Annotated in this window: 12 protein-coding genes; 5 read left to right on the top strand and 7 right to left on the bottom strand. The window is 69.2% G+C overall.

What is annotated here, in order from left to right; all coding sequences use genetic code 11:
* Nucleotides 1-86 precede the first annotated feature (86 nt).
* From ACZ6O5_RS02260 to ACZ6O5_RS02250, 3 genes are all read right to left on the bottom strand, one after another.
* Nucleotides 87-1,328, bottom strand: coding sequence for a hypothetical protein (locus ACZ6O5_RS02260; RefSeq protein ID WP_465974087.1), 1,242 nt, complete (start codon nucleotides 1,326-1,328; stop codon nucleotides 87-89).
* A gap of 53 nt (nucleotides 1,329-1,381) precedes the next feature.
* A complete protein-coding gene (gene pglX, locus ACZ6O5_RS02255) occupies nucleotides 1,382-4,951 on the bottom strand; it encodes a BREX-2 system adenine-specific DNA-methyltransferase PglX (RefSeq protein ID WP_465974086.1) in 3,570 nt (1,189 codons plus the stop codon).
* A 94-nt stretch (nucleotides 4,952-5,045) separates the two neighbouring features.
* Nucleotides 5,046-5,891 carry an alpha/beta fold hydrolase gene (locus ACZ6O5_RS02250; protein WP_465974085.1) on the bottom strand — a complete coding sequence of 282 codons (846 nt, stop codon included), beginning with the start codon at nucleotides 5,889-5,891 and terminating at the stop codon, nucleotides 5,046-5,048.
* Between the two features lie 73 nt (nucleotides 5,892-5,964).
* Here ACZ6O5_RS02250 and ACZ6O5_RS02245 point away from each other — a divergent pair, with 73 nt between their 5' ends.
* A complete protein-coding gene (locus ACZ6O5_RS02245; RefSeq protein WP_465974084.1) occupies nucleotides 5,965-6,735 on the top strand; it encodes a phosphotransferase in 771 nt (256 codons plus the stop codon).
* Nucleotides 6,736-6,741: 6 nt separating this feature from the next.
* Here the strand turns inward: ACZ6O5_RS02245 and ACZ6O5_RS02240 are convergent, their stop codons facing one another.
* Nucleotides 6,742-6,996 carry a winged helix-turn-helix domain-containing protein gene (locus ACZ6O5_RS02240; RefSeq protein WP_465974083.1) on the bottom strand — a complete coding sequence of 85 codons (255 nt, stop codon included), beginning with the start codon at nucleotides 6,994-6,996 and terminating at the stop codon, nucleotides 6,742-6,744.
* A gap of 312 nt (nucleotides 6,997-7,308) precedes the next feature.
* Between ACZ6O5_RS02240 and ACZ6O5_RS02235 the strand changes: the two genes are divergently transcribed.
* From ACZ6O5_RS02235 to ACZ6O5_RS02220, 4 genes are all read left to right on the top strand, one after another.
* Nucleotides 7,309-7,587 carry a DivIVA domain-containing protein gene (locus tag ACZ6O5_RS02235; RefSeq protein ID WP_465974082.1) on the top strand — a complete coding sequence of 93 codons (279 nt, stop codon included), beginning with the start codon at nucleotides 7,309-7,311 and terminating at the stop codon, nucleotides 7,585-7,587.
* Nucleotides 7,588-7,857: 270 nt separating this feature from the next.
* A complete protein-coding gene (locus tag ACZ6O5_RS02230) occupies nucleotides 7,858-8,898 on the top strand; it encodes an ADP-ribosylglycohydrolase family protein (RefSeq protein ID WP_465974081.1) in 1,041 nt (346 codons plus the stop codon).
* 79 nt (nucleotides 8,899-8,977) lie between these two features.
* Nucleotides 8,978-9,274, top strand: a complete 297-nt coding sequence (locus ACZ6O5_RS02225; protein WP_465974080.1) for a hypothetical protein — start codon at nucleotides 8,978-8,980, stop codon at nucleotides 9,272-9,274.
* Nucleotides 9,275-9,292: 18 nt separating this feature from the next.
* Nucleotides 9,293-9,946 (top strand): hypothetical protein, encoded by a 654-nt coding sequence (locus tag ACZ6O5_RS02220; RefSeq protein ID WP_465974079.1) that lies wholly within the window; start codon nucleotides 9,293-9,295, stop codon nucleotides 9,944-9,946.
* On the opposite strand, the gene ACZ6O5_RS02215 is transcribed toward ACZ6O5_RS02220, so the two are convergent.
* The 3 genes from ACZ6O5_RS02215 to pglW all read right to left on the bottom strand — a co-directional run bounded on the left by ACZ6O5_RS02215 (nucleotide 9,943) and on the right by pglW (nucleotide 15,886).
* On the bottom strand, nucleotides 9,943-10,968 hold the full coding sequence (locus ACZ6O5_RS02215) for a hypothetical protein (RefSeq protein ID WP_465974078.1): 1,026 nt from the start codon (nucleotides 10,966-10,968) through the stop codon (nucleotides 9,943-9,945). The genes ACZ6O5_RS02220 and ACZ6O5_RS02215 overlap by 4 nt on opposite strands.
* Before the next feature lie 10 nt (nucleotides 10,969-10,978).
* Nucleotides 10,979-11,296 carry a hypothetical protein gene (locus ACZ6O5_RS02210; protein WP_465974077.1) on the bottom strand — a complete coding sequence of 106 codons (318 nt, stop codon included), beginning with the start codon at nucleotides 11,294-11,296 and terminating at the stop codon, nucleotides 10,979-10,981.
* 174 nt (nucleotides 11,297-11,470) lie between these two features.
* On the bottom strand, nucleotides 11,471-15,886 hold the full coding sequence (gene pglW / locus ACZ6O5_RS02205) for a BREX system serine/threonine kinase PglW (protein ID WP_465974076.1): 4,416 nt from the start codon (nucleotides 15,884-15,886) through the stop codon (nucleotides 11,471-11,473).
* Between the last annotated feature and the right edge of the window lie 30 nt (nucleotides 15,887-15,916).

The following is a 15,916-nucleotide window of genomic DNA, read 5'->3' as shown; positions in this document are numbered from 1 at the left end:
GTGTCCCTGACCCCGTCCTCAAGAGCAGGGTGGGTCAGGGGCCAGGAGCCGGTGGCCCAGTTGTCAGGCCACCGCGATTGAGCGTGTTAGTCCTTCTCGTCGCGCTTCTCGTCATCCGCACGCCAGCGGAGCGCTCGCTCGGCGATCCGGCTGGAGAGCTTGCCCGTCGCCCATTTGGCCCGGCCGAGGGTCTCGTCTCCGAGGCGCACGGCGGCACCGACACCGTCTGCTCCTGTCTCAAGCGCCTTGTCCCGCATTTCCATGGCCGCGTCCGTCCATCGTCTCGCCTCCGATGACTGGCGTGCGCCCTCGATCCCGAGCCGCCCGTGGAAGTCGACGATGGCGATCGAGACATGGTTGCTCGACTTCACCACAGCCGGGGAGTCCATCGGATTCAGCAGCACCTTGGCGTTGGCCCTACCTGCGGCCGCTTCCATGCGGGCCAGCAGGCGCTCGGTGCACCGGGAGATGAGTTCGAGCCGGTTCTGTCGGGCAGCCCTCAGCCCGAGGCGATGCCCGTCCAGCTCCCCCGGTGACGCGTCCAGCACCCGGTCGAGTTCGAGCACGGCGATCGCGTCCTGCAGCTGGAAGCAGCGAGCCAGCACGACGAGCCACTCCTGTGCCGTGGACTCTGCTTCCCTGGCCGCCTTGGCGAGATCACCGATCGCAGTCTTGCGCTCCAGCTTCTCCGCGAGTGCGTCGAGTTGACGCAACGCGTATGCCTGGGTTTCCGCGATCGTCGCCGGCGCGCCCTGCACCTTCGACCACGTGACTTCGTCGACCCGACCCCTCGCCTCTCGGATGGTCATGGACTCCTCGATGACGAAGCCCACGCCGATCATGCGGGCCAACACGGCGTCCTTCTGGGCGCGGAGCACATCGTCGACCTTCTCGTCGATCGTGGCGAGATAGTCGGTGATCTCCTTCATGCTCTGCTGCATCGCAAACTGCGCCATGATCCCCGCAGCACCGCTCAGCAGCGCCGGGTTCGCTCCGTGCACCTTCGAGATCTGGAGCCATTTCTGGATCGAGCCTGGATCCCCCACCATCGCGTGGCTGACGCCTGGAGTCTTGGTCGGCATCAGACCGAACCTGTCGACAAGCTGCGCGGACTCCTTGGTCAGCTGCACCCAGCGGCCTGAGTGGGCGGCGATCTCGGAACCCGCCTGTGCCGCTGCCGCCCCAGCACTGAGGACAGACCCGAGCCGTGGCAGTCCGAGGTCCGACGACGGCAGTCCCTCAGCGACGAGAAAACGTTCGACGGCCGTCGGCTCTCCGATGACCGCCAGTCCATCGCCATCACTGATCAGTTGGATCTCGTTACCCATGGTCGGCTCCTGAGGTGCAGAAGGGGTGGACAGCGACGACCTGTGCTCTGTCACTACTTGGCTCTGCGCCCACGGACGGCCTTCGGCGGGCGCCACGAGGTGAGCGCCTCATCGGTGAGGTGCAGCCGGTTGGTGGTCTCGGCGAGGAAGCCGGCGTAGATGTCCGCCGGCGACGAACCCCACATCGGGTCGAACTCGCCGTGCCACTGGCGTACCCAGGGCAGGATCTCGCGCAACCCCGCGACCAGCGGCAACAGCCGGTCGGCGGCCCAGCCGTCCTCCTGCTCGCGAGCGACGACCAGGGTGGCGAGGGCCTGGGCCTGCTCGCGGTGGTCCCAGCCGGCCCAGCCGACCAGTAGCGACGGATCACCGTCGCGGCTGGCACCGGGGTACGAGACGAAGCGTTCCTTGGGTACATCGAGCTTGCCGCGGTGCTTCCAGTAGCTGCCCTTGAGGAAGTCCGCCGAGGTGTACTTCGGCGGCACCGGGATCCGCTTGCGGAACTCCCGCTTCGCCGCCTCGTCGGGCAGCGCGTCCTCCTGCCGTTGCAGGTCCCACACCTGCTCCCAGTCGGCCCGCTTGGCCAGCCCCGAATCCTTGTAACGCAGCGCGGCCAGGTGCGGCACGTGCTCGTCGGCGACCAGGTCGGCGATCACCTTGCCGAGATCCTGACCGGGCGCGTAGATGCCGGCGACGGTGAGCACGTCGTCGTCGCGGCGCAGCTCGTCGGCGAGCTGCGCGGTGGTCAACGGGCGCGGCTGCTCCAGACCGTCGACGTGGTGGTACCACAGCTCCCGCGCCTCGCACCGGTCCAGCAGCCAGTCGCGCAGCGCCTTGCGCTGCATCGCGTCCCAACCCTCGGTGGCCCACCGCCGCTTGCACTCCGGCCGCTCGATCAACCCGATGTTGCGGTTGCCCTCGATGACCGCGATCCGGCGCTCGACGACCGCCCGGTACTCAGGCGACCAGTCCACCGGCAGCTCAGTGATCGGCTCCGACCCGTGCCGGACGAACCACTGCGTCTCCAGGCCCTCGTCGCGCATCTTGCGGGCGAGCACGATCTCGAACGCCCGCTCCCCCAACTTCAACTCCGGCACCGAGCCGGCCGGGGCGGTCAGTTCCTCGTCCAGCAGCCCGTAGAGCGAGTAGACCTGCCAGTCCAACTCCTCCTGCAACGCGATCATCCGCGCCCGCACCGAGCGCCACTCCTCGGAAGCGACGGCCAGCCGCTCGCGGGTAGGCACACCAGAAGCCGCGACCGCCGCCGGGCTCACCGTGGCGAGCCGCTGCGCAAGCCGGTCGATACCTTGACTCAACTCTAGGGGGTACGTCGATGGCAACGGAAAATCCAGCAGGCGGGATCCACTTCTCTGGAGCATATGTTCCCAGGATTCAGTCGCAATTCCCCTCCCGTTTCCACCTCCCCCCTTGTCATGGCAGAACTGTCGGCACCAGAAATTGGCGGTCGAGCTGTTCAGCACTCCCACCAACTGAAGATGGTCGTCCGCAGTGGCATGCCCCTCCAGTTTGATAACCGGTGCAGTACGATTAATCACTGCGTCGCTCCGGCTCAGGACGAAGTGGCTATGAGTTGCAACCTCAGCAAAGATGAGCGACCAAGAATGACAATCGAGGTCTTTCGGAAGTTGATGCCACTCGTACCACTGGCGACCATCTGCAAAATATGTGCGACCAGAGAAGGTTGCCCGGCCGCCAAGATCAGTGCGATGCTGCCACATGCGGCGAACATGCCCAGGAAACTCTTCAACTGGAACCAGATTCTTTTTTTCATCGTATGGGAAAAATACGTGATCCCCTTCTTTGATCAACCAGTCGCGAACTTCGTCTCCGACGATAAGTCGCCGTCGAAAAGCGCGCTCCGATCGAACCCGGACGAATGCCTCTTCACTTGCAGCCATTGATTCATCGGCCCCCACCACGCCAAAGAATCCGACCCGGACAACTTTGGCACGCAGTGTCGCCCGCGTCGCTACTATCAAGTCCACCAACTCGGTGACACCGCCACCCCCAAACGTCCAAGGAAACGATTCAATAAGGGCTCGCGGCACGGGATTTACGCTGACCCAGCGGCTCTGCGAACCCGAATCCCACGCCTGCCGGACAATCGCCTTCCAGACTTCACCTTGGCTTGGGTCGGCAGGCTCTCGCTGCTCACCTTCGATAGGGGAAACAACCGTCACCGTCTCCGCTCCAGGTGTCCGCCTGCGAGCAACTAGGATGACCGTGGAGGTCGCGTGACCAGGGATGAAAGCCTTTGAACAGTCAACGACGAGCCGCATATCCACGGTCGGAAAGAATTCCTCGACCAGCCTCTTTCCAAATTCCCGGGTACCGAAGGAGGATGCGTTGATCTGCCCGACGTAGCCCGCCCCTCCAATGCGATCTCCTAGTTTCGCAAGCTCAAAGAATCGCTGCACAAAAGGCACAGATAAGGCGTACTTCATGTGACATGCACTGTAGATCTCACGATAAACGCCGTTAAGCGCCTTATCCTTAACCGTTACATATGGAGGGTTTCCAACTACAACGTGGTAACGGCCACGCTCAAGGATGCCGGCATACTCGTGGACATCCTCAGTGGCGTAATGGAAACCCGCCAACTCGTCGGAATCGCCAAACAGATCGAGTTGGCGTGCTTTGATGAGAGAGTCGCCGACCGCGAGGCGAAGAGGAAAGGTGTAGTCCTCAGTATCAATGAGTGTCTTGAACCCGCAGGCCCGCAGGGCGGCGACGAGGAGGCGGAAGCGAGCGATGGCGACCGCGAAGGGGTTGATGTCAACGCCGTGGACGGCGTCGAGGGCGAGCCGCACCCGCTCCTGCGGATCGCGGTTGGGGGCGTGCTGCTCCCACTCCTTCAACAGCCGGTGGAACGCGCCGAGGACGAAGTGGCCCGAGCCGCACGTCGGGTCGATCATCTTGACGACGTCGTGGCCGAACTCGGCGATCGCCGGGGTGAGCGTCAGGTCGAGGATGAACTCCTCGACGAACTCCGGCGTTTGGAGCAGCGCATAAGTCTTGCGGGCCGCCTCGGACAGGTCCTGGTAGAGGTCACCGAGGAAGCGGGTGTCCCACTCCAGGTCGGTGAAGTCGTGCACCAGCCCGCCGGCCTCGCCGCGCCGACGCCAGAACGCGATCAGGTTCTTCGCCTCGTCGTGCGAGAGCGGAATCTGGTAGAGCGGGTTGTGCCGCTCGTCGAACAGTGACTTGCCGGCCTGCGAGCTGGCGATCGCCGCGAAGCCCTGCTTCAGCCAGCCGCGAAGCGTCTCGTTCGGCTGGTCGCGGAAGAACTGCGCCTCTGCCTCCTCGGCGAGGACCAGCCGGTCCCCCGGGCCGGACAGGTAGGGGTCGGGCAGCAGGCCGTTGTCCTCGCAGAAGCGGACGAAAACGGTGCCGAGCACCCAGGCGACGGCGGCCTGCGTCACGCGCTCGTCGCGCCATGTCGCCCAGGTGGCGGCGGTACGCCCGACCTTGAACGCATGGTCGTACTCGCCACGCAGCTTGAGGCGCACCTCCTCGACCGACTCGGCCTGCTCCCGCAGGTCCTTTTCCAGGTTCTTGACCTGCTTCTGCAAGTCGGACAAAAGCTGCTTCCGGTCGATCACGCGAAGACTCTAGCCGTCCCGTGGACGGGACGGGGGTACCCGTAAGTACCGATCTGGTCGACAGGCCGCTACCGAGTCAGGTTCGGACGACGGCTCACGCCGTCGCGGCAAGGAAGGCGGTCACCGCTCGGCGGAAGTCGCGCGGATTCTCGACCCACGGCAGATGACCGGATCCGGCGATGCTCACCCGCTCGCAGTTCGGCAACGCCTGCTCCAGCGAGTCGACGCCCCAGCGGGGACGAATGTCCTCGGGCCCATCGACGATCAGCACCGGCAGGTCGAGCGTTCGGCACAGCGCGGCAAGGTCGGCGTCCTTCATCTCCCGTTTCACCTCGGCGTTGAGGGCCTGGTTGCAGTCCCGGTTGAGACCCAGCCACGGCGTGGCCATGCCCTCGGCGTGCCGCAGCGCGGTCTCCGGGTCGGCGAAGTCGGCCGACCATTGCAGGACCGCCCGTTCGCGCTCCACGGCCGGGTTGCGGGCTCGTTCGTCCAGCGCCTCCCACCGGTCCCGATGCGGCTCGAGCCGCCGCCGGAGATTCCGCTTGTAGTGCGGATGCCAGTCACGTTCGGGGTCGATGCCGGTGCCGGAGACGTAGATCAGGTGACTGACCCGCTCGGGGTGGTCGAGCGCGTACCGCAGCGCCAGGTGCGCGCCCCACGAGTGTCCCAGCAGCGCCGTTCGCGGTCCGGCCACGCGCTCGCGCACCGCGTCGAGGTCGACCACGAAGCGGTCGACCGTGTACGGCCCGCGCCGCTCGGAACGCCCACACCCACGCTGGTCCCACCGGATGACGCGGACGTGGTCGTCGACCAGCCGGGCGACCGGGCCGAGGTAGTCCCACATGCCCGGACCGCCGTGACACAACACCAGCGGCGACCCGGCGCCGGCCTGGTCGGCCCACAGGCGACAACCATCTTCGGTACGCACGTCCGCGGCCATCGCGACAGTATGGCGACTCGTGCGCCGGCCGGCGGGGCCTGCGGCGCGACGGTCGATGTGGCAGGTTTGGCGGATGAGCGCCGAGGAGATCCCGCTGACCGGCGGCAACGTGTCGGCGGGCGTGGTGCGGGTCGGAGACACCGTACGCCGGCAGGCCGGCCCCTGGACCCCGGCGGTGCACGCGCTGCTCGACCACCTCTGGTCGGTCGGCTTCCGGGGCGCGCCCCGGCCGCTCGGGATCGACCAGAAAGGGCGGGAGGTGCTCACCTACGCGGCCGGTGAGGTGCCCTGGCCGCACCGCTTCGATTTGCTCGAACCGCTCGACCAGTTCGCCCGGGTCGGGCGGCTGGCACGCGAGCTGCACGACGCGCTCGCGACGTTCACGCCGCCGCCGGACGCGCGGTGGAACGCCCTGATCCCGGCCGACCGGAACGAGATGATCGTGCACCACGACCTCGCGCCGTGGAACCTCGTAATCGGTGACCGTTGGATCGTCATCGACTGGGACAACGCCGGGCCGGGATCACGCCTGTGGGATCTCGCCTACGCGGCGCACGGCTTCGTCCCGCTGTCGGCGCATCCTGACTGGCAGCGCACCGACGCGGGACAGCGGCTGCGCGCACTCGTGGACGCGTACGGGCTGGACGAGCGGCAGCGCCGCGACCTGGTGCCGCTGCTGACCGTGCGGGCCCTGGCGATGCACGACTTCCTGCGCGACCAGGCCGCGCTCGGCGTCGAGCCCTGGACGACGCACTGGCGGACCGGGCACGGCGACGCGTGGCGAGCCGATGCCGAGTACACCGCGCACCGCACCGACCAGTGGTTGAAGGCCCTGCTCGGCTGACGCCGGTTACGGCTCTCTCATCCAGGTATTCGGGTCGGTCACGAAGACGCCCTTGCCCTGCTGCCGCCGGATCACCCGCAGCGCTTCCAGACGCGCATAGGCCATCTGGACCGTTCCGTGGCTGACGCGGTAGTTCTCGCGCAGCACGGCGATCGAGGGCAGCTTGTCCCCCGGCTTCAGCTTCTTCGACCTGACATCGGCGATCACATCATCGGCGATCACATCATCGGCGATCCGCCAGTAGTCCGGCACTTCTCGCATGGCACTCCTCGCGTGGCGATCCGATTCGATCACACCGCGACGCGCCTAACAAGCAGCGTTGACTCATCTGACATATCTAGTTATGTTGGAGCGGAGCCGGTCCTCGCGTGGCAACGAGTTCGGCTCTTTCCCCCGGTCGGGGCGGGTGCGCGTGCCCGTCCCGACCCACCGACGCGCTTCGCCTCCGTACCGCCGATCCGGGCTGCGGCGGCGGAGCGGGCGGGCCGTCCGCACGCCGGCGCGGACGGCCCGCCCTTCCAGTCCCACCGCACCGACCCTCCGCGCTTCCGCCTGCCCTCAGAAAGGACCGATGTGACCGAGGTGTATCGCTCCGGCCAGCTCTACGGGACCGGACTGCCGGCCCGGATGACCCCGCACGAGGCGCGGAGCCGCGCGTTCGACCCGCGCCGTCGAGGTGTCGACCAGGATCAGGTACGCGCGTTCCAGACCGAGGTCGCCGACGAGCTGACCGACCTGCACCGGCAGATCCGCCGGCTGACCGTGGAGAACGAGCGGCTGAAGCGGGCGGTGCGTGACTGGCAGACCATGCACGCCCGCGAGTGCCGACCACCGAACCAGGGTCACTGGTAGCGGTGCGTCCGCAACCGGGTGACCTGCTGCGAATCGACGGCCGCGCCTCAGTGCAGTTCGGCGGCGACCGCGCCCTCACGTTCCGGGTCGTCTCGATCGGCCCCGAGCTGACCCACCTCGGCTGGATCTGGCTGTCCGGCTACGTCCTCGACCGTCATGGCCTCGCCACCGCGAAGCGGGAAATCTTCGTCCAGCTCGCCGGCCTCCGCCCATCTGTCGACATCCCGACGCCGAGCCGGGCTCGCGTCACCCGCCCCTATGCTGCTCGGAATGACCAGGGTGACGGCGGAGCAGCTCGCGACGGCTCGGGGGTGCGTGCTCGGGCTCGTGCTCGGTGACGCGATCGGTGCGACCGACGGGACCGTGCCGGCCGGCGGGACGCTGCGGGCCACCAGCGCCGGGCAGCTCGCCTGCTTCACCATCGACGGCATCATCCGTGCCAACGTCCGGGGCGCGCACAAGGGCATCTGTCACCCACCCAGCGTGGTGTGGCACGCCTACACCCGGTGGGCGGCGGTGCAAGGCATCCCCGGCATCAAACGCTGGCAGGAGGAAGACTGGCCGGACGGCTGGCTCGCCCAGGTCCCCGCCCTCGGAGAACGGCGTGGATCCGCCCCGGCCACCGTGTCCGCGCTCCAGGCGCAGCCGAGTTTGGAGGAGGACGGTCGCACCTGGACCAGCACCGGAGCACACGGGCTCACCCGTACCCTGCCCACCGGGCTCATCCAGTGGTGGGAGCCGGAGCCCGGCCGCTTCGCCGCAGAGATCGCGGCTACCACGCACGGCCAAGAGGCGGCCGACGCCGCCGCGCTCGCCGCCACGCTGATCGGCAACATCGTCGCGGGCCAGAACGTCGAAGAGGCGACGGAACGGGCACAGCGGAGTTGCCAGTCCCTGGTCCAGGTCATGAGCGGACTGCCACTCTCCCCGGCGGTGCACGCGGCGCGGGACAATCCGCGCCAGAAGGCGGCCCTGAGACAGCTCTGCCCGGACGCCCGGGCTGCTTCGGCGCTGGCCGGAGCCGTCTACGTCGCGCTGTCCTTTCCTGACCGGGAGCAACTGGGCGACGCCCTGCTGTTCGCCGCGTCCGTTCCGCACGGCAGGCACGTGGCCGCCACCGTCGGCGCGTTTCTCGGCGCCGCGCACGGCGTCGAGGCGCTTCCGGTCACGTGGGTCTCCCGGCTGGAGCTGGCCTGGGTCGCAGACGTGCTGGCCCGCGACCTCGTCACCGAGTTCGTGGACGGACCGTCGGGCACCGAGTACACCGCCGCCACCGATCCCCACTGGTGGGACCGGTATCCCGGCTGGTGACCCATTCGCCGTCGCTCAACCCCCGCGTCGGTCCACCGAGCACTGCCGTGCACGGCTCGGAAGAGGTATGAAGGGTCCCATGGAACTAACCGTCGAGGTCCAGCCACCGGACAGCCCCGGGGCACTGTCGACGCGAGATGCCGCCGACGGCTCTCGGGTGGATGAACTCGCGACCGCGATAGCCCTGATCAGCGACAGGTTGGCTGCCCGGCTGGACGCCGGGCCCCATCCCCGTCAGGGTTGGACGCTCGACGGGCTCGAGGCGACATTCCAGCTCGATCTGCTGCCCGATGCCGGCGTCCTGCTCGTGCGGGACGACGAGCGTCACGCCGTCTCGGTGAAGTGCACCTACAAGCGCGTGTCCGGATCCTCCTAGGAGTCCGCGAACAGCACCGTGAAGCGGATACGTCTCTGGCTGGGGATGATCGGTCTTGTCACCACCAGCTACCTGATCTTCGACCCGGTCGAGCGCTTCGCACTCGCGTGGGCCACGCTCACTGAGTTCGGGCCATATGCCTTGACGGCTCTCGCCCTGGTGAACCTCGGACGAGCGCTGACCCGCTCGGCCGTCGCCTACATCGGCCCGGGCATCCTGGCCACGATCGCGGCCATCGTGGCACTGCGACCCACCGTAACCCTGGCCCAGGCAACCAACATCACCATCGCGGTGGTGTTCGTGGGCGCCGTCGCCCTGGCGGCGTCGGCCGTGCAGGACGAACACCCGTGGACCCGGGTGATGTGGACCGGACGCGTCGCCGCCCTGAACGCCCTGCGCGGGCAGCTACGTGCGGTCGTGGTCCTCGGCGAGATTCGAGTGGACATGCTCGGCTCGCAGCCTCAGGGACAGCCCGTTCTCACCGCGGTCACCTTCGGCGGGCGGGTGGTGGTCGACGTTCCCCGCGAGTGGCGGATCCTGGCCCGGCCGCCAGCCGGGCCACTACTTCTCGTCCGCGAGTCGGGTCCTCGCGAGCTGCCCGACACCGGAACCCACGACCTTGAGGTGCGGCTGATCGGCTTGGGCGGAGCACTGGAACTCCGCCGAAGCTAGTCGCCCCTCGGGTGCACGTAGAACAGTTTCAGCTCGTCCTTCGCGGCCGGCGGATTGGGCGTGCTGTCGCTGACCGCGAAGAAGAAGGACAACTGATTGTTCCGGGCCGCCTCGTTCTTCGGGGTCGCGGGAAGACCGAGATGAAGACTTTCGATGAGGTCGAAGCGGTGCAGATCGTAGGCGACCGACATCGCCAAGCCCTGATCGCCCGCTGCCGCGATTGCGGCTCGGTAGGCGGCGACAGCGAGCACCAGCAGAGCGGCGGGGACCAGCCGCATCCATCCATCGTTGGCGAAGGCCACAAACCCCAGCGCGGCCATGACCAGGAAGGTGACCGCCAGGTTGGCGGAGGCGTCCACGCCGTCGCTGTCCGCGTCGAACGCGTCCGCGACCTTCTTGCTGAGCAGCGGATAGAGGCGGGGCCAAGTCCTGAGCGTGTCCAACGCGTAGCGCTCACCCGCTACCCGTTCGTTCCGCCGAAGGGTGTTGCCGAGCATCGTGGGCAGCACCGGCTCCGCGGTCGGCGGGTACGACATGAGCTTCGCCGCGGCGCGCTCCGACCGGGCTTCGAGTTTCCGCGCTCGCCGCTGCGTTCGGACCTGCGCGGCGATCGGCATGCGGGCGAGTTCGGCATCGTTGACCTCCGGTTCGGCGAGGTTCGCCACTCGACGCAGCCTCTCCCGTCGCCGGCTGTGGACCGCGGTGGCGAGGCGAGTGGGAAAAGCTCCCAGCCAGCCAGCCCAATAGCCCTCGAGCATTCGGACGAGCCGAATCTGAAACGGCTGAATCACCACGGTCAACGTGACCACCAGGAGCACGAACACCAGCAGCCCGCCCGCGTCCGTCTTGAACCTGATCCGCGCAAGCGCCTCCGGAAACACCAACGGACCGGTGTTGGTGAAGGCACCGGTCGTCAGGAGAACCCAGACGTAGGCCACCAGGATGGCGTTCGGAAGCAGGCCGACGATCAACAGGCGACCGAAGTTCGCCGCAGTCGAGGTGAACAGGCTTCCCAACCACATGTCTCACACCTCACTGGGTACGCAGGGGCCGAGGGGCATGCTGGCCGGGGCCTACATGTCTGCTCTCATCGGCATCGAAGTCATGCGAATAGACCAGCGTCTGCGAGCAGCCGCCGCACGAATACAGCCTCACGTAGACCTTTTGCACTCCTACTCCCGGATGCTGCGCACACCTGACGCTGGCGTCGTCCACGCGCAGCAGGCGGCTGACCCAGGGACAGCCAGCGGCTTGGCAGAGATAGACGAACCGAGGACGTTCGTTCGGCAGGCCGCGAAGTTGCAGCCGGTATCCGAACCAGGTGAGCGGCAGCCGGGAGATGATGATCAACAGAAGCCATGATCTCACCCGGCTTCCTCCAGGAGTGAGGCTGTGGTGACAGCGAGTTTGCCACGACGTCTCAGCGAGAGGAACGCCCCGATCGGTTGACTGGGTGCCGCCGCCGGGACCGCCGTCGGACATCGAAGCGATGGACGACGCGCGGAGAGCTCGGACAGGACAGTCTCACGCGACTGCCGCGCTGCGGTGGGCGTTCACGACCCAGGCGTCCGGCAGGGCGATCCACTCGTTGTCGCCCACCCGCACCACCGAGCCGTCCAGCTTCGGCAGCAGCGCCGGGTCGTCCATCGGGCAGAGCACCCACACGCCGCCCGCCCCGGCACGCGCGGCGTCCGCCAGCTCGTGCAGCCGCTCCATCGCCCGGTAGCGGGCCAGCACCGCCGCGTCGTGCAGCAGCACCGGCCCGGCGTCCGCGCTCAACCGCGCGCGCAGGAGCGGCACGACGAGCTGCCACGCCTGCTCGACGTACTCGCCGAGCTTGATGGCGGCGCGCGAGTTCTCCGGCGCGTTGTCGGCCCCGACCACGGTCTCCCAGGTGGGTTTCGGTCGGGCGTCGACCAGACCGCGAAGCTCCCGCACGAACTCCTCGGCCACACTGACCGGGCGGGCGTCGAAGCGGCGGACCAGTTCCTCGCGGGCCAGCGCGTAGCGGTTGAGGCGTACCGTCAGGGCCCGGAACCCACCGGCGGACCTGGCCCCGCTCAGGCGTTCCTCGGCCCGCATCGCCTCGGCCAGCTCGGGTGACTCGGCTGCCCACCGGCTCGGCACGGTGCTGGCGGACGCCTGTCGCTGGATGATCGACATGGATGACGAGCCGGCGCGCGGCGGCGGCGGGAGGAACCGGTCGCGGTCCCGGCGCAGCTCGAAGCCCGCCTCGGCGAGCAGGCGATCCAGCCTCCGGTCGGTCGGCAGCGGGGCCAGCTCGGGGAAACGCGCCGACACACGCTGCTGCACCAGCTCCGGGCTCAGGGCTCGCTGGTTGTCCGACGCCGGGGGCACCACGCCGGCCTGGGCGAGCCGCAGCGCCCGTACCGGATCGAGATCGCGGGGGTAGAGCTCCAGCCGCGCGGTCGCGGCGGCACGCTCCGAGGCCACCGCGGCGAGCAGGACCCGCCGTCGCTCGTCGATGACGTCGGCCGCGCCGCCGGGCGCGGTCACCGTGGCGAGGGTACGCATCACCGTGGCGGCGCTGGGCAGCACCTCGCTGTCGGCGAGCCGGTCGGCGGCCTCGCCGAGCGCGTCGGCGTAGTCGAGCAGCGCCGGCGCGGCCGGCGTGTCCGGCGAGTCGTCCTCGCCGGACTCCAGCGCGACGAGCAGACGGTCGCCGCGCGGGTGCGGCTTGCCGGCGATGTCGGCGCGGGCGTGCCGGCGCAGCAGCAGGCGCGGCTCCTCCTCGAGCGCGTCGATCTCGACGGCCGCCCGCACGGCGGCGACCGCGACCGCGAGCCGCAGCGCGTCGCCGGTTCGCACCGAGCCGCGGCTGGTCAGCAGCGCCGCGGCCAGCTCGGCGACGCCCATCACCCGGCCGTCGTCGCGCAGCAGCTCGACGATCTGGGTACGCACGCTGCGCACCACCGGCAGCTCGTGCCAGCGCTTGCGCTGCTTGCCGAGGATCTGCGCGATCCGGCCGGGGGTCACCCCGACGGCGGTGGCGACCAGCGGCTGCCGCGGCCAGAGCGGCAGCGCGGGCAGCGCGCCGGTGTCGTCGGGTAGGTTCAGCAGCAGGCGCGTCGCCTCGGCCTCGGCGGTGTTCCGGCTGGTGCGGATGGGCACGAGCAGCGTGGCGATGGCGTCCAGACCGACGCGCACCGGGTCGGTGTCGCCGGCCGTGGTCTCGGTGGCGGCCTCGGCGCTGGCGGCCCGGCGGGCGGCCGATGAGGTCGGGATGGTTTCCCGCTCCCCCAGCCGGCTGCGCCACTCCTTGACCCGGCGCTGCAGCTCCTTGCGCGTCTTGGCACCCAGGCCGGGGAGCGTGGCGAAGGTGTTGTTGCCGACCGCGAGCAGCTCACCGACGGTGGTGGCGTCGACCCGGTGCGCGGCGGAGACCGCCCGTGGGGTGAGCCCGGCGGCTTCCAGCGCGGTCGCCCGGGTGGCCCGCGCCGCCGCGTCCTCGCGGATCTGCTCGGCGACCTGCTCGTCCGGCTCCTCGGCCTCGGTCTCCGGGTGCTCCGAGCCGACCGGCGTGCTGGCGTCGGACCGGCGGAAGATCTGCTGCCAGGCGTCGCGCATGTCCTTCAGCGAGCCGAAGCGCCGGCGGTGGTCGCGGTGTAGGGCCTGGTGGAGGAACTCGACCAGGCCGTCGCGCACCGCCGGGTCGAAGGCCTCCGCCGCCAACACCGGGGGCCCTTCGGTGAGCTGCGGTTCGGTGCCCCCGTCGCCCCAGACCGGCAGCTCGCCGGAGGCCATCTCGTGCAGCGTGACGGCGAGGGCGTACCACTCGGCGTGCTTGTCGTAGACCTGCCGGTTGGCGGTGCCGAGGAACGGGTCCAGGTAGCGGGGGGTGCCGGCGGCGAGTTCCTTGACCGAGACCCCGGCCAGCGAGAAGTCGAAGAGCACGAGCTGGCGTGTCCGGTTGGGCCGGACCCGGACGGCGATGTTGTCCGGCTTGATGTCGCGGTGGTAGACGCCCTCGCCCTCCAGGTAGTCGAGCGCGCCGAACAGGTAGTCGCTGTAGGTCTCCAGCTCGTCGACGGTGAGCCGGCCCTCGTCGCGGAGCTTGCGGGCCAGGGTCAGCTCGCCGGCGTGCTCCAGCACGACCACGGTGCGGTCGGCGATCCGCAGCGGCTCCGGCCTGGCCAGCCGGATGATCCGGGAGTCGGTGAGCGGGCGGAGCACCTTCGCCTCGTGGGCGAGCCGGGCGGCCTTCTCGTCGGAGAGGCCGACCTTGAGCACCTCGTCCCGGCCGGTGCGTTCGTTGTGGGCGAGGAACGCGCGGCAGGTCGAGCCGGTGCCCAGCCGCTTCCTGATCGTCCACTCCCCGACCCGGTCCCCGCCGCGCGCCTCCAGCGGATCGGTTTCCGCCGGCTCCGGCTCGTCCGGATGCTTCGACGGCGGCGGCGCGGTCAGCTCGTTCTCGACCTCTTCGAGCATCTCGACGAAGTCGGCGACCGTGGTGAGGCGCTGCGCGGGCACCGGGGCGGTGGCCGCCTGGATCAGGTCGTCGGCGAACTCGCTGATCCCGTCGGTCACGGACGAGGGACGCAGGCCGTTGTCGCGGGCCAGCCGGGACAGCAGCTCCTGCCGTTTCGCCGCGGGCGGCTGGCCGGTGAGGATCAGGTAGGCGAGCGCGCCCAGACCGAACACGTCCATGGCGATCGGGTCCGGTCGCGGCGCGGTCAGCTCGGGCGCGAGGTAGGCCTCTGCGGACAGCTCGATGTGCGCGGCGGCGTGCGAGGAGATGCTGACCGGGTCGCCGCTGCTGCCGCCGCTGGTGTCCACCGCCCGGGTGGCTGCCTGCCAGTCGCTGAGCTGCAACTGCGGCGTGAGCCATGCCTCCTCTTCGCTACCCCCGCGCCGCCTTCGGCCGGGCGTGACCAGCACGCTGCGGGCCGACAGCGCGCGGTGGTGGAGGTGACGCCGGTGCGCGTAGGCGACGGCGTCAGCGATTTGCCGGACCAGCGCCACCCGCGCCAGCGGGTCGAGCCGCTCGCCGTACTGGGCGACGTAGTGGTCGAGCCGCACGGCTCGGGGATCGTGCCGGAAGATCAGCGCCGGCCCCGCCTCGTGCGACTCCATCGAGTCGACCCGCACGATGCCGGGGTGGTTGATGCCGTGCAGCACCGTCATCTCGCGCCGGGCCGCCCGCTCGATGCTGGCCCGGTCGGCCTGCACGGCGTTGCGCTCCACCAGGTAGATGCGGATGCGGCGGTGCTCCCGCTCCAACTCGCGATGACGCGCGTGATGATCCTGCCAGGTGGGGCCGAGATCGTACGGCCGCGATTCCAGTTCCCACGCCCCGACCTGGTAGTGCTTCCGGCTGCGGGCCACCCCCACGGCTTCGAGCAGGCCGGGCAGGGCGGCAGAGACCTCCTTGCCGAGCCGCTGACGTTCGTCCTGCGGCGGCCGTTGCAGCAGCGAGCCGATCGCGGGCAACGGGCCGGGCTGGTGCCCAAGGGCCGGCTCGGGCCCGTAGACCCCGTGCAGGTGGTGCTCGGAAAGCTCGACGTGCAGGCCCGGCTTGGACAGGAAGACCGCCGCCTGCACGAACGGCACCCGGATCGGCGTGCCCCTCCGCCGAGCGGCGGCGGCCTGAAGCAGGCCCTTGAGCTTCTTCGCCTTCATGTCTGCGAGGTGCAGCGGGTTGTCGAACGTCCGGGTCCGACTCGGGCTGGTCTGGATCCAGTTGGAACCGCTCGAGGTCAGCCGGCCGGTCAAGCTCTTGATCTCGATCAGGTAGAGCCCGCCGGGGCCGGCGACCAGCAGGTCGACCTCGTAGGGATGCCCGGTCGGGGCGGTGAAGGTGAAGTTCGACCAGGCGCGGTAGGGCTCGGTGTCGGGCAGCAGCGCCTGGACGTACGCCAACGCCTCCCGTTCGTGCGCGAACTGCGACGGGGTGATCGTCGTCCAGCGGCCTTCCTGCATGCAGGAGATCCTAGGCCGCCAGCCGGCGGG

It is taken from the genome of Micromonospora sp. NPDC049201 (assembly GCF_055586805.1).
The sequence above is the reverse complement of the archived record's forward strand: the minus strand, read 5'-3'. Positions and strand labels throughout refer to the sequence as shown.